The sequence below is a fragment of the Siphonobacter sp. SORGH_AS_0500 genome, from assembly GCF_031453245.1.
In the GTDB taxonomy this organism is placed as follows: Bacteria; Bacteroidota; Bacteroidia; order Cytophagales; family Spirosomataceae; genus Siphonobacter.
The window spans coordinates 3,002,323-3,023,027 of the sequence record NZ_JAVIYT010000001.1 but is presented as its reverse complement, the minus strand read 5'-3'; the positions used below and the strand labels follow the sequence as shown (position 1 = coordinate 3,023,027).

The window sequence follows — 20,705 nt, the reverse complement described above, 5'->3', positions numbered from 1 at the left end:
ATGTTTTGAGTTTGGGGTTTTGAGTTGGAAGTCAGCCAAGTAATAACTCAAAACCTTAATGGCAACCGCTCGAAACTCAAAACCCCAAACTCAAAACGCGAAACAAGCTATGCATCAACTCATCAGATCTGCTTTACGAAAGCCTGTGGCAATTGTGGTGGCGGTGGTGGGGCTACTGTTTTTTTCAGTACTCTCGCTTCGTACCATTCCTGTCGACATTTTTCCTGACCTGGACTTGCCGACCATTTATGTGGTGCAACCCTACGGGGGGATGGCCCCCGACCAGATGGACGGCTTTATTGCCACCCGTTACCAGGATCACTTTCTCTACGTGTCCGGTATTAAGGATGTAGACGTGAAAACCATTCAGGGTTTATCCCTCATTAAGCTTCAGTTTTATCCCGGCACGGACATGGCACAGGCAGCGGCAGAGGTTGCTAATAACGTGTCGAGGGCGAAAGCCTACATGCCCGAAGGCACCGTGCCGCCACAGGTCGTTCGTTTTGATGCCAGTTCTGTTCCGGTGGGGCAGCTGGTGTTTGAAAGCGAAACCCGTTCGCTGAATGAAATTCAGGATTATGCTTCTTCACGGGTGCGTCCGATGTTCTCGCGGATTGAAGGCGTATCAAGTCCGCCGCCGTTTGGGGGTAACCAGCGTACCATCGTCGTTCGTGTGGATCCTAAGAAAATCCAAAGCTATCAGTTAACGCCTGAAGAGGTTATTAAATCCATTGTGAGTAATAACCAGCCTTCGCCCGCAGGGAACATCCGGGTAGGCGACAAGGCCGTAATGACGCCCGTAAACTCGCTGGTGAAGAAGCCCGAAGACTTTCTGAATATTCCCATTCGTACAGGCTCTGGCCCTACGGTTTTTGTGCGGGACATCGGTACAGTAGAAGACGGAGCAGACGTAACGGTGAGTTATGCCCTCGTCAATGGTCGTCGGGCGGTATACATTCCGGTCGTTAAAAAATCGGATGCTTCGACGCTTCAAGTCGTTACCAACCTGAAAAATGCTTTACCCGAAATTCAGAAATCCGTACCCGAAGACGTAAAGATTTCCTATGAATTCGATCAGTCCGTTTACGTAACCAATGCTTTGAAAAGTCTGGTTACCGAAGGGGTGCTGGGGGCTTTGCTAACGGGTTTGATGGTATTACTCTTCCTGCGAGATTGGCGGAGTGTAATCATTGTAGTATTAACCATTCCCATCTCAGTCATGATTGCGGTGATGATGCTGAATCTGTTCGGGCAGTCCATTAACACCATGACGCTTTCCGGATTAGCTTTGGCCGTGGGGATTCTGGTCGATCAGGCCACCGTTACCATTGAGAATATCCACCAGCATCTGGAAATGGGGAAACCCAAAGCCGAAGCGATTTGGGACGCGTGTAAGGAAATCGTTTTCCCGGAATTCCTGATTCTGTTAGCCATTTTGGCCGTATTTGCCCCCGCCTTTGTGATGACGGGCGTACCGAAGTCCATGTTCTTGCCCCTGTCGCTTTCCGTGGGTTTCGCAATGATCGCTTTCCTTTTTATTGTCACAAACGCTGGTTCCGGTGCTTTCTAATTGGTTATTGAAATCCCATCCTGAACACGAAGCTCCAACGATGGCCCTGGACAGTCGGGAAATGCACTCGGTTATAGAAGAAGACCTGCATCCACCCGTTCCTGAAAGCGGCTTTGATCGCTTCAAGCATCGCTATAGCCGTTTTCTGGAAAAGCTGGTGCAACGCCGCAAGTGGGTAGTTCCCATTTACTTGATTGGAAGTATTGCGTTGATTGTGCTGTGCTTTCAATGGTTAGGAACGGACATCCTGCCGCATGGGAATAGCCATCAGTTCCAGATGCGATTGCGGGTGCCCGATGGAACACGGGTGGAACGAACCGAAACGGCAACGCTGAAAGTGCTGGACCTTATTAAGGAAGCCGTCGGTCCCGAGAACCTCGAAATTTCCTCGGCTTATGTAGGAACGGTGCCTTCGAGTTACGGTACTTCTAATATTTTCGTCTTTAATAGTGGCCCGCACGAAGCTGTAATGCAGGTTTCTCTGAAAGAAGATTATCACGTGAAAATGGATAACCTGAAGGAAGAACTGCGTCGGAGAATTGCCAAAGAGTTACCCAACGCCCGAATCTCTTTCGAACCCATTGAGCTGACGGATAAAATGATGAGCCAGGGGTCGGCTACACCAATTGAGGTAAGCGTGGCAGCGAAAGACCTGAAAGAGGCCGGACGTTTCGCAAATCTGATCAAGGCCAACATGCAGAAAATTGATTTCCTGCGGGATGTGCAAATTGCCCAGCCGCTGGAATATCCGGTGTTGAAAGTAACGATGGATCGCGAGCGGGCCGGACAATTGGGCGTAACCTCTTCGCAGGTAGCCCGTTCGATGGTGGCGGCCACTTCATCAAGCCGTTTTACCGATAAAAACCTCTGGCTCGATGATTCGAAAGGACTGGCTTACCAGGTGCAGGTGCAGATTCCAGAGTATTTGATGACTTCGGCGAATGAGATTGGAAATATTCCGCTGCGGTCAGGAGAAATGCATCCGGTCTTATCAGATGTGGCTCACTTTACCGAAGAAACGGCTCCGGGTGAATACGACCGGGCGGGGCCTAACCGACTGGTAACCATTAACGCCAACCTCCAGAACATTGATTTAGGGACGGCTCAGAAAGCGGTACAACAAGCCATTAAAGACGCAGGCGAGCCGCCTCGTGGGGTCATCGTGGAAATGAAAGGCCAAACTCAGTTATTAACCGACACATTGTCGGGGTTGCAAACGGGTTTGATGGTGGCCATTGTGATTATCTTCTTATTACTCAGTGCTAATTATCAGTCGCTGAAGTTATCCCTGGTCATTCTATCAGCAGTACCGGCGGTAGTAGCAGGTGCGTTAGTCATGTTGCTGGTCTGCGGGGCCACGCTCAATTTGCAATCGTACATGGGATTGATTATGTCCGTCGGCGTATCCGTAGCCAACGCCATTCTGATGGTAACCAATGCGGAGAATTTGCGGATATCTCTGGGTAATGCCCGCCGGGCCGTTATTCTGGCAGCGGGTAGCCGGATTCGTCCCATCCTGATGACCAGTATTGCCATGGTGGCGGGTATGTTACCCATGGCCTCGGGTCTGGGTGAAGGCGGCGATCAGATTGCCCCACTTGGTCAGGCCGTGATAGGGGGCCTGGTTGCCTCGACGCTGGCCGCTCTCTTAATTCTCCCTTGCGTGTTCACGCAGGTGCAGGCAAAAGCTTCTTTACAGTCGGTATCACTGGATCCTGAAGATCCCGAAAGCAAATATTATAAACTTCAAGCTCAGGAGGAAATCGCATGAAACGCATGAATTATTGGCTAATTCTTCCCGCCATAGCCAGCTTATATGCCTGCACACCCGCAGGTAGCGAGAATAAAAAAACGGAAATGAAAGCGGCGGCACCCGTAAAACTGGAAATGACCGAAGTTCGGGAAATGCAGCCGAGTAAGAACGTAACCCTGCCGGGTGAACTATTACCCTGGAATCGGGTGAATCTTTACGCGAAAGTGAAAGGCTTTGCCAGCCAGGTCAAGGTAGATCGGGGTACCTGGGTTCGAAAAGGACAGGTGTTGGTTCAGCTTGACGCCCCCGAAGTACTCTCGGAAGTCAACCAGGCTCAGGCTCAGGTGCAGGCTCAACAGGCAAATCTCATCCAGCAGCAATCGAAATACCGGGCCAGCCGCCTTACCTATCGGCGTCTGGTTGAAACCAATCGAGTGGAAGGAGCCGTTTCGCTCAATGAAATCGATCAGGCTCAGTCGAAGATGGATGCCGATAGTGCTCTGGTGATGGTGGCTCAGGAAAGCGTTCAAGCTGCCAAAGCCAATCTTCGCAGCAAACAGGATTTAAAGCAATACCTAACGATTACCGCTCCGTTCGATGGCGTGATTATCGAACGGAATATCAGTCCGGGAGCGTTGGTGGGAGCGGGCGATGCCGGAAAACCTTTGCTCGTGCTGGAGGATACCCGAACGCTACGGCTAACCGTAGCCATTCCCGAAGCATACGCGAATCAGTTATCTAAGAAAAGTCCAGTAGAGTTTATGGTAAACGCCATTCCTGAGCGGATTTTCAAAGGCTCACTGGCCCGGAGTGCCGAAAGCCTGCAACAGGACAAACGTTCAATGATGGCTGAATTTGACATTCCCAATGCCAAAGGAGAACTCAAAGCGGGCATGTATGCTCAGGTGAAATTACCCGTCGAGCGTTCGCAGGCGACCTTATTCGTACCTAAAAGTTCGGTCGTTACTTCATCCGAAAAAGTATTTGTTATTCGTTTAAATGGCGATAAAGCTCAGTGGGTAACGGTAGATACGGGTAATACGCTGGATAGTCTGATAGAAGTTTTTGGAGACGTAAAGGCGGGAGACGTCTTGGTTAAAAAAGCCTCAGAGGAAGTTCGGGACGGACAAACCATTCAAAAATAAATTCTTGATTCAAGCAAAAAGCCTCGACTCAAATCATTGAGTCGAGGCTTTTTGCTTGGGAAAGGTTACTTACAGAAATTATCAGATTCAATATTCAAGCGGTAAAATGTCACCTTTAATAAGGTATCTCGCTGAGTTAATGGCCAGCCGATGGCAGGGTTAGGAGTAGCCCGGAACCGGTAGCGTTTGCCTATTTCCAGTTTGTTGGAGGCTACTTGTCGAACGGTACGTGTTAAAGTAATCAGGTCACGCCAGGTATCGGTGCCTACCACCTGATATTGAACGTAGAGATTAGCAGGAAGTTTGGATTCATCTACTTGTTTACCAGCAGGACACTTCACCACCAATTCGACACTTAAAGTGGTTGGAGGCGTTTCGAAACTTATCGGAGCAACAATTGTCCGGCCATCACACAGATCCACAGGAGCCGAGGTGTAGATCGGTGTCGTCATGTCGCCGCCGTAGTAGTTATTCGCTCGGAAAACCTGAAGACGAACGGTTTTCTGAACCAATCCAGAGAACGAACGCTTCGAACCATTGTTCAGGTCCAGATAGGTTTCCAGGACGGGTTGGTTGGTTGCTACATCTATCAGTTTCGCATAGTAAAGAATATCAACGTTTTTCAGGTTGGTCTGAAACTGGAAAGTCGGCCCTACTTCACAAACAGGCTGTGTTTCGGCCAGTGCGTAATAGCTAAAATTAGAAACCTGAGTTTTGATGAAGAGCTTATTAGTGGAAGCATCTTTCTGAATGCGAAGCGTATTTTGACGAACCCAGATGTTGCGATTCAGGTCATAACGCCAGAAAGGAACTACATCTCCTTCTTTCACCAACTGACCGTTTAGCAAACGCTGATTCCCTATTAATTCAACGGTCACTTCGGCATTACCCGTTGATCCCTGAATAACCTGGCCGCCCGTGGTGAAAGCATCTAATTGAAAATAAGCCAAGCTTTGAAAAAGGAAAGCCGAGAGTTTGCGATCACTTTCGTCAACAGCATTATAAATGGTTTGCGTATGACCAGGCAAATACGTGTTGGCCTGGGTAGGATTAATATAATAAAGAGCCGCATTAACTTCACCCGTCAGGTCGTTACCTGCCAAGGTCTTTAACTCCAGATTATCCGGTAATGCCCATCGTGCTTTCGTTCCGGTTCCTGTTAAATCAGGCGTTTGCAGGGTAATAGAACGACCCGTATACGTTTGCTGCGTGGCTGATACACCGAAAGGAGGCTGATTGATATCAATAAGTTGAACCGTTTGGCGAATGTTGGTATTATCGGACATGTTAATCCGGGTCAGCTTACTTAAGTAGCCTTCAGCCTCGGCCAGTACAGAAAGTTTTACCGGATCCTGGGTAGTTGGCAGGTGATTGGGGTCAATAGACAACCCTAACAACCCTTCCGAGCTGGGCCTGATCACTTTGCCACCCGTCAGGTTTCTGATGCGTTCGGCATCATCTCCAACGATAGCAATTTTCAAATTGCTGGGAATTTTCTCCGCTGAGGAGGCATTGGCGTTGGCGTACTGGAGTAAAACGGTAGCTTCAGTACGCGGATCTTTAAACTGAAAATCGATATCCTTAAAAGGATTGGCACACGCATAAATTAGCGTCAGTAATGCGAGGCAGATCAGGGAAGGGAAAGAGTAGATTCGTTTCATCTTAAGATTTTGGCGGAAACCTTGATTGATTGAATATATACGTTTCTCTTTATCTCAAGGGTGGGTAGTAGGCTGAATAGTGTTGTTATTGAGATAAATATAAAGAAAAAAACTAACGATTGACCCAGTTTGATTATCATAAAATATCAGACCACCAGATTTTGGTAACCGTATGGAATCATGGGTATAACGTAGTACTTGGAATGAGCAGGTATAATCAGTTAGGAAAATAAAAAAAAGAAACCCCCAAACATCCGCCAATGTTTGAGGGTAACAAGTTTTGCAAGTATTCGTTAATACTTAGTTCTACTTGTACTAATAAAATTTTTTAAAATATCGGGCCATTCGTAATACAACTACCTAATGAGACGAAGCGTTCTCGATATGTGGAATAATTACTTCACATTAACTAGTGAAGAGTAAGGTAAGTAGCAGAAATAGGACATATTTTTAGTAGTAAATATATATATGATAGGATTAATTGAATATTTGTACAATAACTATAGTCTGTTCTTCTTGGTCAGAAATGTTGAAATAAGGGAGTGTAAGCACTATTGCTATTCAATGTATGCAATGGCTACTGATCTACACGTGCAGACTTTTTGAAGCCTGAGTAGCGGGCATAAACTACCAACCCTATTCTATATACTAATTCAAAGCTGGATCCACCTTTGCCCAGATCATTAACCCCGATGCGATAGCCGGGTTCAAGCCCAAAGCAGTCAGGTAATTGGCTAATGCATACAAAGCAAAACCCGCAATACCCTGCATGACGTAGAGGTAGAAAAAAGTAACGTACCGCAGCCATCTTTTTTCAGATAGTATAAGTGGATAAGCACCTGCCTCAACCGGGGAACTATATACGTATACATAAAAATGACTAGTTATTATCCAGTTTTATATGAATATGGTTCTATAATATGGCTGTATCTAACATGGTTTGGCAGTAGGAGGGTAATGAATAATAGCTTTGTTGAATGATGTAATGTATTAATCAGTATTACCCAATTAATCAGACTGGCTCAGTTGAGCGATCCATTGAAAAGTGCGATAGCTAAGCCGCTTATGATTACAAGGGCATAGCGTGGAAAATACATCCTAGTTTGTGTTGAAGTAATTAAGGATGCCATTCCGCTACCAACGTGGCCCGACCAGCTTTTGCTGGTAGCAATTACTTGCGTAATGAAGATAGATTCCAAGGCCTAGGTTAGTGCTGCGAGCGAAAAAGCTGGCAGCGGCCATGTTGGCAGCGGTGGCCAAAAATACATGTAGTTTATGTTGAGCTAATAAGTAGGTCATACCGCGTCCAGCTTTTTTGCTGGTAGCAATTGCTCGCGTCATAGTGATAGGTTCATGGCCTAGGTTAGTGCTGCCAGCGAAAAAGCTGGCAGCGGCCATATTGGCAGCGGTATCCAAAAATACATGTAGTTTATGTTGAGGTAATAAGGAGGCCATACCGCTTCAAGCTTTTTCGCTGGTGGCAACTACTTGTGCCGTGAAGATAAATCCAAGGCAAAAGGGAGGCTATGCCACTACCAGCTTTCCGCCGGTACCTATTACTTGTTTCAAGATGATTGGTTTCAAAGCACTGAGGTAGTGCTGGCAGTGATTGAAAAGTCATGCAAAAAAGCATAAACAATTAGTAAATTATGGAATGTTTTTTTTCGGTTAAATCCTGCTAGGTACACCCCAAATTTTAATACATTCATCAGACATGAAAATCAGAACGCTTGCTTTTGCTGGATTATTCTTTCTATTAAACGCCTGCGACTTTTCTCCTCAAGAAAAACAAGAAGTAAAAAATCAGGGATTCCCCGAGATTAGAAATCCCGAAACGGCTGCTCCTACCACTGGAGCCACGGGCGAACCTACTAGTCCTACGTATAATGAGTCAGATTCTCTAATTCTGCCTGAACCTCGTCAGGATACTTCAGATTTGAACTGAAGCCATGACGTTTATCAGTAAGTCGAAATTAGAGCAGCTTTAGTGGCCGAAATTGAGGAGAACGTCCCTTCTAGGGATGAGCCAATAACCATTAGCCTACATTTAACCTACCTTATTAGAGCTAATGAATTATTGAAATGTATGCCTTCCCTTTTTCATCTGTCCGCCAGTGTGGCCGCTTTCGCCTTTATTTTCACGAGCAATCATTTAGTTCTTACGACGGAAGACTCGCCTGAAAGAGCTGTGACAGATACGAGCGGTCGGTATCTAGCGAAAAAATACTGCCAGAGTTGCCACCTTTTCCCCGAACCAGAGTTACTCGACAAACAGACTTGGGCGAAGGGTGTACTTCCGTACATGGGGTTACGCCTGGGAATCAAATCTCATATCAACCCTTATCACGGATTATTTGCCGAAGAAAAGCAGCGATTGCAGGAAGCCGGGATTTATCCCGAAAAGGCCCTTTTAACCAAAGCGGAATGGCGAGCCATCGTTAACTATTATGTGAATGCCGCTCCCGAACGTACGCTTCAACCCCTGAAAGTACCAACGGCTCAAAAGAACCTTCCGCTTTTTGAGGTAAAGGAAATTTCTTGGCAAAACGAACACTTACCTCAAACCACACTCTTGCGTTACGATACGCTTTCCTCGCGTTTCTATGTAGCGGATCGACAGAAGCAAGTAACGATTCTGAAATCCAATTTTGAGGTAGAGCGAGTAATAAGCCTGGACAGTCCGGCGTCGGCCATGCGGGTAAGTAAGGAGGAAGACGTGCAGGTATTAACCACTGGAACACTCAATCCTTCGGATCTTTCTATAGGTAACTTATTGAAAATTAATGCTGATGATAAGATCGAAGTACAATTGCATTCACTGCCAAGACCCGTTGATTTTGTAGAATGTGATTTAAATCAGGACGGTAAAAAAGACGTAGTGGTCTGTGGCTTTGGCCATAATCTGGGAAAATTGTTATGGATTGAAAGTTACCGAGAATCCCACTCCCAGGAGCACGTACTTCGAGCCTTACCCGGAGCCCGAACTGCGGTAGTAAAAGATTTCAATGAGGACGGTAGACCAGATATCATGGTATTAATGGAACAGGCTCAGGAAGGAATTTTTTTGTATGAAAATCAGGGGAATGGACACTTTCTGGAGCGGGAAAAGCTACGCTTTCCACCCGTTTATGGCACCAGTTCGATGCAGGTTGTTGATTATAATCAGGATGGGTTTGATGACCTATTAATAACCAATGGTGATAACTGGGATTACACCAATATCCTGAAAGCTTACCACGGCGTTCGGGTGTATTTGAATGACGGAAAAAATAATTTTAAGGAAGCCTTATTTTATCCTCTGTACGGAGCCAATCAGGCCATTGCAGCCGATTTTGATGGTGACGGAGATCTGGATATAGCCGCTATTTCTTTTTTTCCAGATTTGCTCAATAGCCCTGAAAAAGGGTTCATCTACCTCGAAAACGAAGGAAATATGCAGGTAAAAGCCTATACAACGCCCGAAGCCGCTAGTGGAAAATGGTTAGTGATGGAAGTTGCCGATTACGATCAGGATGGCGATCTGGATATTATGCTGGGTTCGCACGTATCTAATATGCTGGATTTTACTACGCTCACGTTGCAGGGAAAGCAAACGTTTCCTCAAATCCTGCTATTAACCAATCAACGTGGTGCTCAATAAAATCGGCTTAAACATTACTGTTTTCCAAAGGTTTATATACGTACTCTCTACTTTTAAATCATCTGATATGAAACAATTACTTCTGGTTATAGCCCTGGTGTGGGTGTCAATGGCTTGCTCGAAAAAAGAAAGTGCTCCGGTTAATATCGACGCAGCTACATTGGAGCTGAATTATGATGAGCAACATCAGTTTGTATTAACCCAGGGCAGTAATACGCTGAACGCAAACGATTATACCTGGGCTTCCAGTAATACAACCATTGGCCAAGTTAGTGCTTCGGGTGAATTTACTGCTAGTCGAATCGGAGAAACCACCGTTACCGCAACGGCTAAAAACGGTGGTGGAATCATTGAAAGTAAAGTGACGGTAGTACCTTATTATAGTTTTGGAACTGAGCCTTCTTTTAGTTTAGGCGGAAGTAAAACGGTGGTGAAGAGTTATGAAAAACGTACGTTAGTAGCAGAGACAGACAGTACCTTAGATTATCAAGGGGAAAATAATTCAATCAACGGGGTTAGGTATTACTTTAATAATGCTGCCTATAGCGAATCATATTTGTTCTACATGCCAAGTGTTACATTACTACAAGCCCAAACCTATTATGATGAACGATATAGTTATCTTGGTAATATACAAGATCAAGGATTGACTTTCAATGTTTTTTCCATTACGAGTACTGTAGGAGTAGGAGTTACGGATGCCTCAAACCAAGGACGCGTAGCGGTTTATTTGCCGCTTAATTCGGGTGGAAGAATCCCTGCAAACTATTTGAAAGCAGCAGCCAATCGCATTCGATCTGGAGGAATTAAGTAATATTGATAGAAAAGCTGATAAAGCCGCTATTGACGAAATCAATAGCGGCTTTATCGTTTATGCTTGCGTCAAAAAGCTTCGGCTAGTTTTTCTTTCGATTCTAAAAAATTAACGTGTTTGCCTTTATTACTTTCGAACATAAAGTCTTTTAAACTTTTACTTTCATACGCACTGAAATCGCCGATAATAATTAGTTGAACACGATAGGTTGAAAATTTCTGAAGTATTTCTCCGGCCAGTTTCGTCTTCAAGTCAAAAAATGCAGGAGTTATATTTTGGGCATGAATAATAACTTTATCGAAGCCCTGGTAATAGATGTTTCCCAGTAGATCGGTGGCCTCTTCCAGAGTAGTAATAATCAGATCATCTGAAATAATTTCAGCAAATTCGGTTTGATTGATTTTGATTCTTTCCAGTTTCATAGAAATGAATTTAAGAGACGCTTTTACGCAGTAAAGGTAAGGAAGTGCCTGTTATTGGAATGATTCATTAGGGCACTTCAGTAGCTAAAATGCCCTATTCAGCGTCTAAAAGCTGGTTTTGGGTAAGTTCTTTTTTCATGGCATTCACTCACCCCTCACCTTTGTTACGAACCAAACGGCAAAGCACCTTTACAGGTAGGAAGTCGAAAACTTGAAAAGCCATGAAAAAACTCATTTTAGTATTCGGACTGATAGCAGGAGCCTTTCTTGTACAGGATAGTGCTGCTCAGGTAAATGTCAATGTAAATCTGGGAAGTCAGCCCGCCTGGGGACCAACGGGGTATTCGTACGCTCAGAGCTATTACTTGCCTGATATTGACGTTTATTATAACATTCCTCAAAAGCAATGGACGTATCAGGACGGCAATCGTTGGGTAACCGCACATACACTTCCGGCTCGTTATCGTGCCTATGATTTATACAGCGGACATAAAGTGGTTATTAATGAAGCAAGACCTTATTTAAACCACGCCAAATACCGCAAGCAATACGCCTTTTACAAAGGTCGCCACGATCAGGTCGCCATTCGTGATGGCAGAGATTCAAAAAACCGCTGGGATGATCGAAAAGAGGATCGCCACGATTCTCGTAAAGATCGGGATCGTTGGGAGGGAAATCGTCGTCGCGGCTAAACAAAAAAATCCCTGGTTTAAACACTGGGGATTTTTTTGTTTATATCACAATAAATAAAAAAGCCTGACACTTTTCAGTATCAGGCTTGCCAGTAGTCCGTACGGGAATCGAACCCGTGTTTTATCCGTGAAAGGGATACGTCCTAACCCCTAGACGAACGGACCGTAATCAGAACCTTCAAATTTCTAAGAAACTTTCTGGTAGTGGTCGCGTAGGGATTCGAACCCCAAACCTTCTGATCCGTAGTCAGATGCTCTATCCAATTGAGCTACGCAACCGGTACTTATGTCTTTTGTAATGCCTAAAATTCAGGTGGTGGTCGCGTAGGGATTCGAACCCCAAACCTTCTGATCCGTAGTCAGATGCTCTATCCAATTGAGCTACGCAACCTATTTCCCTTTCTGCCAGCGGCGTGATTGGGAGTGCAAAAGTAGCAATAGAAGCCCCCTTTGTCAAGTTTATGCTCAAAGGTTTTTAAAAATATTTTACTTCTTGCTGAATTTCAGGGCGTTGATATAATGATTAATGATTCGCTTGGTTCGGAGGTAACGTCCTACATTGAACTCATCATAATGGTCAGCCGAAGGATCGACGCTATTCACCATGACGAAATTCGAGGAATGAATAAACTGATTGTTTCCGATCCACATGGCTACGTGAACGACTTTCTCCGTACCGTCCTCATTGACCTTCCCAAAAAATAATAAATCTCCGGGCCGAAGCTTCGACCAGTCCTTGGTCGTATCCACCAATTCTCCTGAATTTACCTGTTGTGAAGCATCACGGGGCAACTGGACACCGTTGAGGAAATAAACGGTTTTGGTAAAGCCACTGCAATCCACGCCTTTGAAGGACGTGCCACCCCATAGGTAAGGCAAACCCATGAGTTTTTTAGAGGTACTCACCAGCGAGGATTCGGATATCTGAACGGAAGACAACCATTCCTCATAGAAACGGGCATCGGCTTTGCGAATAAAGGCTTTTCGACCATCAGGGTAAGCCACCTCATAAAAGGCTCCTTTTTCGCCTTTGTAAGCCACTAAATCGCCCGCAACGATGTCGGAGATGGTTGATCCTTCGGCGTTGGCCTCAGCGTAGCTGAAACCGTAAGGCGTTAGATAAATAAGTTTGCGGGCTTTCTGCCAGTTTTCAACTTCCGCAGGCGTAGCCAGAAAAATGGCCCCCTGATCTACCCAGGAAATGTATGCATCGGGCGTTTGCACCCGTAGCCAGCTTCCTTCTTTTTCGTATACGTTCAGTGGTGTGCCGAGTAATGCCTGCGTGGCTAACTCCGCCGAATGCTTGGGGGCGGAGCGGATATTGCAGACCGACACATTGACAATGGCCTGCGTTTTCTCGCCCACAGCGGCGTTGGGTAATATCTGCATTTCGTCCACCAGACTCGGTTGAACGGCTTTTAGTTTCTCTACCAACGCTTCGTGAGCTACAGCACTGCTGGTTTTGCCCGTCAATTTACCGTCCTCTGATACTTCAGCCTCAAAGATAACGGTGCGTTTATCGGGAGCGTAGGTTTTCTGAACCTGAGTAATGATTTCTTTCATGGATACATGCTGAGCCATTGCCGATCCAACCAGCAGGCAGAAACTCAGGGTTAATAGTGATTTCATTCGTATCGGTTAGACTAGAAACGGACGTAAATTTAAAGATAATGCCATCTATGAGTTCTGGGCAAACTGCTGACAAGCCTGAGCGATGTGCCTGAGGTCTTCGAACGTGTGTAAAGGGGTAATAACCAGTCGGGTAATAGCCGGATCGTTGGGGCCGGGGTAGGGGAAACAAGCTGTTAATATTCCCTGGTCCCGTAAATACTCGTGTAATCCCGGACGATCTGTCGTAAAGGCTGGATACTTTTCGATCCAGTGAAACAGATGAATGGCTTCCCCTAATGCTTCCACGAATTGTTCAACCCGCAATAGGAGCTTTTGATGGGCTGACTGATAATCGGGTAACGACTGGGTTAAGGCCCACAAGTACGCCGGATTCGCCGGACTGGCTCCGCTAAACATGGAAAACTGACGCATGGAATTCAGGATGGCCTGAGAACCCATAATGAGTCCCGCCGGCACACTCATGGCTTTATTGAGCGAAGCCGTGATAAGTAACTCAAGGCTCGCCGGAGCGTTGATTAACTCATGAATGCCTTTTCCGTTGGCTCCTAAAACGCCCAGTCCGTGCGAGTCGTCAATAACTACGGTGATTTTCTTTGAGGGGGGTAACCGATGCAGCCAGTCAAAAGGAACGGCAGCAGTATGGGGAGAACCCACGGAATCGGTAACGACCACGATTTCTTCCGAAGCCGTTGCCGCCAATCGTCTGGGAAGCTCGGCAAACCAGTTTTCGTAATCTTCGACAGCGGGCGTAAACCCTTCCAGTCTCAGGGCAGGGTGAACGTTAGGGGCATAGAAAATGGGAACCTGAGGGTTTTGAAAAACCAGCCATTTGAGTGCCAATTGTCCCGCCAGCATACCCGATGAAACGGTTAAGGTATCCGCCACGCCAAACCATTGAGCCAGAGCAGCTTCCGCATCTTCGTATATCGATAATCGGAGGGTATTACTTCGCGAACTACCCCAATTAATACCCACCTGCTGCATGCCCTCCATTACCCGTTGAATGAATACTGGATTTTTACTCATGCCCAGGTACGAGGTCCCGCTGCACCAGAGGTATTCTTTCTGATCAATAACCAGGGTTCGATCTGGAATAGATGAAGTGTAAAACGTTGACATTTAGCTTAATAACTTGGCTCCGGTTCCGTTTTCTTCGGCGTAAATTACTTTCCCGTAGTCGATGGTAACACCGCTGGAAATGTGGTCTTCTACCAGTAAAATACCGTCCATATCCACGTAATCGAGCAGCGGTAATAACTGAGCGATGGCTGAACAGCCAATGTTGGATTCGGTCATGCAGCCCACCATAACTTTCAGACCCAGCTTACGGGCGTGGGCAATCATCCGACGAGCGGGGGTAAGGCCGCCGCATTTCATCAGCTTGATGTTAATTCCGTGAAAAAAGCCATAACAACGGGCCACGTCGGCTTCTACGATGCAGCTTTCGTCCGCGATGAGAGGTAATGCCGACTCTGCGTAGACTTTCTTCATGCCTTCCCAATTGGTGGCCTTCATGGGCTGTTCGATGAATTCAACTCCAAGTTCTTTTAGAGCTATGGAATTCTGGATGGTTTCTTCTACATCCCAGGCTGTGTTGGCATCAACCCGGAAAACGGCATCGGTATGTTTTCGTAATTCCTGGATGATTTGAATGTCTTGTTTTGTGCCTAATTTAATCTTGTACAAAGGAAAAGGCATTTCCTTCATTTTATCAACCATTTTCTCAAGGGTGTCCATACCAATGGTATAATCCGTAATTGGATTCTTGGAAGGCTCCAGTCCCCAGACTTCGTACAATTTTTTACCCGCTTTTTTGGCGTATAAATCATTATAAGCTACGTCCAGAGCACACAAGGCAAAGGGATGTTCATCGCGTAAGTGCGGCTCAATGAATTCGTAAAATTCCTCGGGAGTACCGCCCGGATACTGTTCAATGGATGAGCGAACAGCTTCGAGCTGGGCAATCATGGTGTGCATATACACACCGTAATAAGTGGTTTCGGTGGCTTCGCCATACCCAGAAAATTCGCCGTCCTGAAGCTCAACGATGAGCGTAGGTTGTTCATTACGAGATTCGTGCGTGATGGTAAACGTGTGCCGCAACTGAAGAATATGGGAGTGAAGGAGAAGTTTCAAGAGACGATGAAATGATAAACGGTTCAATAATGAAGAAGGCAGATACGGTCCTAAAAAAAGAGAGGTACCCAATGATCACTAATCAAAGAAAATCAAAAAGCTCTGCCGATTAACAAAATTGTGTAATTTTATGAAAAATGGGCTATTTATTTTGTGATTCATTAGATTATTCTGTTTTTCTTTGGAACAAATCCGTTTATAGAAATGCTTCAAATGTAAACCCTATGACAAAGTCTCTGGTATTCATCGCTCCCACTAGGTTTGCTTGAAAATCATCCCGTAAATTTATCTGCCGTTTCAATTAGTACCGAACGAAATATAATCCTTTCCTTCCCTGTGAAAACTGAAGAAATTTCAGCTCCTGTAAAAAACGATAAAGCTGAGCGTAACTTTAATTTCTGGCAGTCGACCGTTGCTTTCATGACCTATGCTTTACTTCTGGTTTGCATACTCGGGCGATTCGGGACGTATTTTTTCTTCTTTGAGTTATTTAGCCACTTTGCCGTACAGTGCCTAGGCGTGTCGGTATTTCTACTGATTTACTGGATACTCTTCCGAAATCGGCTGTACGTAATTGCCTTGTTTAGCGTCATTCTGAATGCCTGGCAGGTGTTTCCCTGGTTACAGAGAACGGACACAAGCGGAACTGCTGATTTACGCATCATGCACACTAATGTGCTGTTTACGAATACTAATTATGAAGCCATCGTCAGGGGTATTGCTAAAGAGAAGGCGGATATTGTGTTAATCGCTGAAGCTACGCCTCCCATTTTTCAGCATTTCAGGAAGAGCCTCGGAGCCGAATATCCCTACCAATACATGGTTTACACGAAGTCACATTGTTATAATGTGATCGGCAGTCGCTTTCCCATTGAAGTAGACCACGCAGCTGTTACTGCCAATCGCATGATGCATGTTTACGCCAATGTAAAGGGCAAAAAAGTGGCTCTGATTTCGGTACACCCGAAAACGCCCCTGAGCTCGCTCTGGTTTAAACTTCGAAATGAGCGAATTTCCAAAGCCTTTGCCCTGGCTGCTCAGGAGAAAGTTCCGGCTATTCTGGCGGGAGATTTTAACGTCAGCGTTTTTTCGCCGGTGTATCAATCGCTGGTGAATGAATCAGGACTACACGCTTCCAGAAAAGGTATTGGACTTTTCCCCACGTATCGAAATGGCTATGGCCCACTGATGATTCCGATTGACCATGTGTTGACGAATAAAGGCTTCAAAACGGTAGGTTTTCACACCGCCGATATTGAAGACTCAGACCATAAAGCCATTATCGTCGATCTGAAATTCCAGTAAAAAAGCCCTGAGTATTCAGGGCTTAGAATTTATGGGATTAAGCGGAAGTTTAGTTGGTAGCTGGCGTGAAGCGAGTTTGAATGCGTTTGTAATACAAATTCGTCAGTCCTTCATAGCCAGAATCGGTCCCAACGACCACATAAATATTTCCGTCGGCGTTGGAGGTAACCTGTAACTTTTGATTTTCGTTACTGCGAGTAATAAACTTGTACGTACTGTCCTGCGTGCCGTTTGAGATATCTCCTAATACCATCAAATCCTTACCGCCCTGGGCCTGATTGCCCTTGTCCAGATTAAACGTATAAAAATCTCCCACTAGCGTTACCGCCGGAGCCACGCCTGAAGCTCCGGCTTTCAGATAGACGGAATGGGCGGGCGACCCTCCAATTCCAACGCTTTTATCCGGTGCGTTTGAGGCTAGTTCCACCACAAACTCAACGTTAAACTTGGTGTTGGGAGCTAAGCCAGAAACTTTTTGGGTCAGATACATGAATACGTCATCGCTTCGATTAATTGATTGGAGACGAAATCCCTGTTTGGTAGTATCTAGTGGAGCAGGAAGTTTTGATAAACCTTTTCTAAAACTGAAAATGGCCGTATCGGTGGCGGTTGAATAGTCCGAAAAACCAGCCGACCAATTTGGACTTCCTCCCATACTAAAGTCGGTGGCGGTGAGAAAAAAGGGTTCTGAAAAATTTTTGTTACAACTGATAACTCCGGTGGAAAGGAGAATCAGGCAAATCCATTTTGACAGTTGTTTCATGGTTTGTTTGTTAAATCAAATGAGTTCTGTTTCACACTGAACCAGTGGCAGACGCAAACGGTCTGAGAAAGCTTTCTGAATTTAAGACCCTGGTTACTGATTAAAAGTTGTAACGTAGCAATTATTTATTAAGTATTTATAAGGTAAATTATTGAATTTGAATATCTTATGATTGGTGAAAATAGTTAGTTACCCCGCCGCTCGGCTAGAGCCGAGCGACGCTGTAGTTTGGTAGGCTTCTGTCCGATGTTCGCAAGCTTGGTCTTGTTTGGGAAAGCTGTTTTGTAACTAGCTAGGGGTTTGCACTCTACCGGCCAGAGGCCTAGAGCTAGGTAGTCACTCGGCTAGAGCCAAGCGACTGCGGGAATTAACTTCCAGCCAGAAAGTGTTGCTAAATCCTAAGTAGGGTCCTTCGCTTCGCTCTGGATGACAGGAGGAGAGGCAACCCCAACTACCTCAGCCCAGCCGATGCCAGCTTTTTCGCTGGCATCATTCGTCTCACGTTTCATATCCACCCGGCAGTCACTCGGCTAGAGCCGAGCGACGGCGGGAATGTGACTTGCAGCCAGAAAGTGTTACTCAATCCTATAGTAAGGTCCTTCGCTTTGCTCTGGATGACAGGAGGGAAGAAGAGGGTGTTATAGCCCGACCAACGTGGTCCGACCAGCTTTTTGCTGGCAGCTCTGTTAGGAATTGGAGAAGTAGAGTTATTTCTTAACCTGCATGCGATGCCAAATTTCGTAACACGCCCGGCTGTTGTGGTAAGGGCATTTCCAGGCATTAACCTTATCAGCCTTTCGGGAGGGCTGATGATGGGCATCCGTTTTCTCGAACCATTCGCCATCGTTATAGTCAATCAAATGCTCTTTGATGAAAGCCCAACTTTGCTGCGATTTTTCCAGAAAATGTTGCTTACCCGAAAGTTGATAGGCGTTGAAGTAACCCACCATTTGTTCACTTAATACCCACCAGCTTCGATCTTCGTTTTTATGTCCCGAGGTCGGATCGAATTCGTAAGTCAAGGCTCCGTCTGGGTTTAAGCCTTCCAGGGTAGCGGTAACCATTTTCAGACTTAGCTCTTTTACTTTTGCTAGTAACCCCTTTTCATTTAATACTTCGGCTGTTTCGTAGAGTAACCAGGACGCTTCAACGTCGTGTCCGAAGGAAATTTCGGTGGATTTTACCTGCCAGTCTTCCGTGAAAAACAGCCGCATGTGATAACTTTCAGGATTAATGATATGACCCATAAAGTCATTTTCCAGCATGGAGCGAACGTGTTTTTTCAATTCAGGATCGGGCCATACGCGGTATAAATTTGTGAAGGGTTCAATCAAATGCAGGTGCGTATTCATCGATTTTCGCTCTTCACCCTTACTCAAAATATAATCCTCCGTTTGCGACCAATCTTCATTAAAAGCTTCAATAAAACCGCCTTGTTTCGGATCGTAGGCCTTTTCAACCAGCGTTCGGAACAACTGTTTCGCATCATCCAGGACTTGAGGTATTTTCGTAGCCCGGTAATATTCGCTTAGTCCGTACAAAGCAAAGCCCTGACCGTATAACTGTTTCTTGGTAACAGAAGGGCTACCGTCCGCTTTCACCGACCAATACACACCGCCATTCTTTTTATCCCAGAAGTAGGTTTTTATAAACTGATACGCCCGATCAGCCAGCGTTCGATAGTCCGGTTTTCGGGTAACCCGATACGCTAGCGAGAATGCCCAGAGAATGCGGGCATTCAGAACAATCGCCTTGTCTGCTTGTAAATCAGGTTGATTGTCTGCGTCTATCCGACCATAAAAGCCTCCGCGTGGATCGACGGTATGCGTTTCCCAGTATTGAAAAATGCGTAGAAATTCCTGATAAACTTCCTGTTGCAGGGCCGGTAACGAAAGCATAACTCAGCTACGTTTAAAAAATCAGTTAACGAAAAGAGAGGTATGAAAAGACTTCGCCAGCTTCAAATTCTGAACGATCTGCGGGTAATTCCAGAAACCCGGTACACGCCAATAAATTTGCGAAATCACCTGACCCTGACCCTTTGAGTGGGGTCGCCATCAATCGGCCTTCTTCGTTAAAAGAAGCGGCAACGGTTAGAAAATACGTCAGCTCGGGTTTGAAAACGATCTTTTCTGAAAGAACGGCTTTCATTGGTGCGAGCGTGCCCTGCAACAAATACGGTCGAACGTATTTCAGAAAACAGGCAAAGGTAGAAACGGGATTGCCGGGCAAAGCGAAAACGGCGTTTTGTCCTGCTCTAACTCCAAACCAGACGGGTTTACCGGGCCGCTGAGCTACTTTATGAAATTGTTTCTGAATCCCTAATTTCTCCAGCGTAGCGGGTACAAAATCCTTTTTACCGGCTGAAACGCCACCCGTCAGAATTAGAATTTCAAAGTTCTGTATTAATTCCGTTAACTTCTTTTCCAGTGATTCAGGATGATCGGGGAGGTGAAATAACTCGCTGGCAAAACCCATTTCCTGCAAAGCCGCCGCCAGTTGATACCCACTGGATTTACGAATTTGATGGGGGAGAGGAGTTACCTGAATATCAACCAACTCGTCGCCCGTTGAAATAATAGCTACGCGTGGTTTTTTCTGAACCAATACCTGCGACTTACCCACGGAAGCCAGAATGCCAATCTCAGAAGAACCCAAGCGAATGCCAGCCTGTAATAACACTTCACCCGCCCGACGGTCGCTTCCCTGGTGATGTACGTTTTGCTGCGGATTGACGTTTGTATTCAGAGCCGCAAATCGTTTATCTCCGTACTCTGAAAATGTTAAGTCTTCGTAACGAATGACCGTATTTGTATTCGATGGAAGAACCGCTCCCGTCATGACCTCGAGGGCTGAACCCCGTGAAGTGATCGTTTTAGGCGACTCTCCGGCGTATTGCGTTCCTTCAATTCGGAATAATCCTTCGGTAATGGGCGTATCAATCGAAACGGCGATACCATCCATTGTTACCCGATGGAAAGGAGGGAAATCACGGTCAGCCGTTATCGCTTCGGCCAGAATTCGGCGGTTGGCTAGCGGTAGAGGAATCGTTTCAGTACCCCAATCGATTTGATGGGCAGTGATGATCTGGGAGGCTTCTTCAACAGAAATCATAAGCAAAGGCGTAAAAAAAGGAATATCAAAGATGGCAGAGTAGACTTATTCAAGCAAT

Annotated in this window: 16 protein-coding genes, 3 tRNA genes and 1 pseudogene; 7 read left to right on the top strand and 13 right to left on the bottom strand. The window is 45.7% G+C overall.

What is annotated here, in order from left to right:
• Positions 1-109: 109 nt before the first annotated feature.
• Positions 110-3,341, top strand: a pseudogene (locus QE357_RS12825) (efflux RND transporter permease subunit).
• Positions 3,342-3,346: 5 nt separating this feature from the next.
• Positions 3,347-4,468 (top strand): efflux RND transporter periplasmic adaptor subunit, encoded by a 1,122-nt coding sequence (locus QE357_RS12820; protein WP_106637884.1) that lies wholly within the window; start codon positions 3,347-3,349, stop codon positions 4,466-4,468.
• Positions 4,469-4,533: 65 nt separating this feature from the next.
• On the opposite strand, the gene QE357_RS12815 is transcribed toward QE357_RS12820, so the two are convergent.
• From QE357_RS12815 to QE357_RS12805, 3 genes are all read right to left on the bottom strand, one after another.
• Positions 4,534-6,129 (bottom strand): hypothetical protein, encoded by a 1,596-nt coding sequence (locus QE357_RS12815; protein ID WP_106637835.1) that lies wholly within the window; start codon positions 6,127-6,129, stop codon positions 4,534-4,536.
• A 648-nt stretch (positions 6,130-6,777) separates the two neighbouring features.
• A complete protein-coding gene (locus QE357_RS12810) occupies positions 6,778-6,900 on the bottom strand; it encodes a hypothetical protein (protein ID WP_309707969.1) in 123 nt (40 codons plus the stop codon).
• A gap of 363 nt (positions 6,901-7,263) precedes the next feature.
• Positions 7,264-7,584 carry a hypothetical protein gene (locus QE357_RS12805; RefSeq protein WP_309707965.1) on the bottom strand — a complete coding sequence of 107 codons (321 nt, stop codon included), beginning with the start codon at positions 7,582-7,584 and terminating at the stop codon, positions 7,264-7,266.
• 259 nt (positions 7,585-7,843) lie between these two features.
• Here QE357_RS12805 and QE357_RS12800 point away from each other — a divergent pair, with 259 nt between their 5' ends.
• The 3 genes from QE357_RS12800 to QE357_RS12790 all read left to right on the top strand — a co-directional run bounded on the left by QE357_RS12800 (position 7,844) and on the right by QE357_RS12790 (position 10,583).
• Positions 7,844-8,074: a hypothetical protein gene (locus tag QE357_RS12800; protein WP_106637836.1), complete on the top strand. Its 231-nt coding sequence runs from the start codon at positions 7,844-7,846 to the stop codon at positions 8,072-8,074.
• Between the two features lie 141 nt (positions 8,075-8,215).
• Entirely contained in the window at positions 8,216-9,769 is a 1,554-nt protein-coding gene (locus tag QE357_RS12795; RefSeq protein WP_309707961.1) for a VCBS repeat-containing protein, read from the top strand.
• 67 nt (positions 9,770-9,836) lie between these two features.
• Positions 9,837-10,583 (top strand): Ig-like domain-containing protein, encoded by a 747-nt coding sequence (locus QE357_RS12790; RefSeq protein WP_309707959.1) that lies wholly within the window; start codon positions 9,837-9,839, stop codon positions 10,581-10,583.
• 68 nt (positions 10,584-10,651) lie between these two features.
• On the opposite strand, the gene QE357_RS12785 is transcribed toward QE357_RS12790, so the two are convergent.
• Complete coding sequence (locus tag QE357_RS12785; RefSeq protein ID WP_309707956.1) at positions 10,652-11,005, bottom strand: DUF4180 domain-containing protein; 354 nt, start codon at positions 11,003-11,005, stop codon at positions 10,652-10,654.
• 221 nt (positions 11,006-11,226) lie between these two features.
• Here QE357_RS12785 and QE357_RS12780 point away from each other — a divergent pair, with 221 nt between their 5' ends.
• Positions 11,227-11,697: a hypothetical protein gene (locus QE357_RS12780; protein ID WP_309707952.1), complete on the top strand. Its 471-nt coding sequence runs from the start codon at positions 11,227-11,229 to the stop codon at positions 11,695-11,697.
• A 93-nt stretch (positions 11,698-11,790) separates the two neighbouring features.
• Here the strand turns inward: QE357_RS12780 and QE357_RS12775 are convergent.
• From QE357_RS12775 to QE357_RS12750, 6 genes are all read right to left on the bottom strand, one after another.
• Positions 11,791-11,862, bottom strand: a tRNA-Glu gene (locus tag QE357_RS12775).
• 40 nt (positions 11,863-11,902) lie between these two features.
• A tRNA-Arg gene (locus QE357_RS12770) sits at positions 11,903-11,976 on the bottom strand.
• Between the two features lie 35 nt (positions 11,977-12,011).
• A tRNA-Arg gene (locus tag QE357_RS12765) sits at positions 12,012-12,088 on the bottom strand.
• A gap of 95 nt (positions 12,089-12,183) precedes the next feature.
• A complete protein-coding gene (locus QE357_RS12760; RefSeq protein ID WP_309707949.1) occupies positions 12,184-13,326 on the bottom strand; it encodes a C40 family peptidase in 1,143 nt (380 codons plus the stop codon).
• A gap of 48 nt (positions 13,327-13,374) precedes the next feature.
• On the bottom strand, positions 13,375-14,448 hold the full coding sequence (locus QE357_RS12755; protein ID WP_309707946.1) for an aminotransferase class I/II-fold pyridoxal phosphate-dependent enzyme: 1,074 nt from the start codon (positions 14,446-14,448) through the stop codon (positions 13,375-13,377).
• Entirely contained in the window at positions 14,449-15,465 is a 1,017-nt protein-coding gene (locus tag QE357_RS12750; protein ID WP_309707943.1) for a dipeptide epimerase, read from the bottom strand.
• Between the two features lie 336 nt (positions 15,466-15,801).
• Between QE357_RS12750 and QE357_RS12745 the strand changes: the two genes are divergently transcribed.
• Entirely contained in the window at positions 15,802-16,770 is a 969-nt protein-coding gene (locus QE357_RS12745; RefSeq protein ID WP_157830420.1) for an endonuclease/exonuclease/phosphatase family protein, read from the top strand.
• 49 nt (positions 16,771-16,819) lie between these two features.
• Here the strand turns inward: QE357_RS12745 and QE357_RS12740 are convergent, their stop codons facing one another.
• The 3 genes from QE357_RS12740 to QE357_RS12730 form a co-directional block, all read right to left on the bottom strand.
• Entirely contained in the window at positions 16,820-17,533 is a 714-nt protein-coding gene (locus QE357_RS12740) for a hypothetical protein (protein WP_307143338.1), read from the bottom strand.
• A gap of 707 nt (positions 17,534-18,240) precedes the next feature.
• Complete coding sequence (locus tag QE357_RS12735) at positions 18,241-19,431, bottom strand: AGE family epimerase/isomerase (protein ID WP_309707937.1); 1,191 nt, start codon at positions 19,429-19,431, stop codon at positions 18,241-18,243.
• 25 nt (positions 19,432-19,456) lie between these two features.
• Entirely contained in the window at positions 19,457-20,647 is a 1,191-nt protein-coding gene (locus QE357_RS12730) for a molybdopterin molybdotransferase MoeA (RefSeq protein WP_309707934.1), read from the bottom strand.
• Between the last annotated feature and the right edge of the window lie 58 nt (positions 20,648-20,705).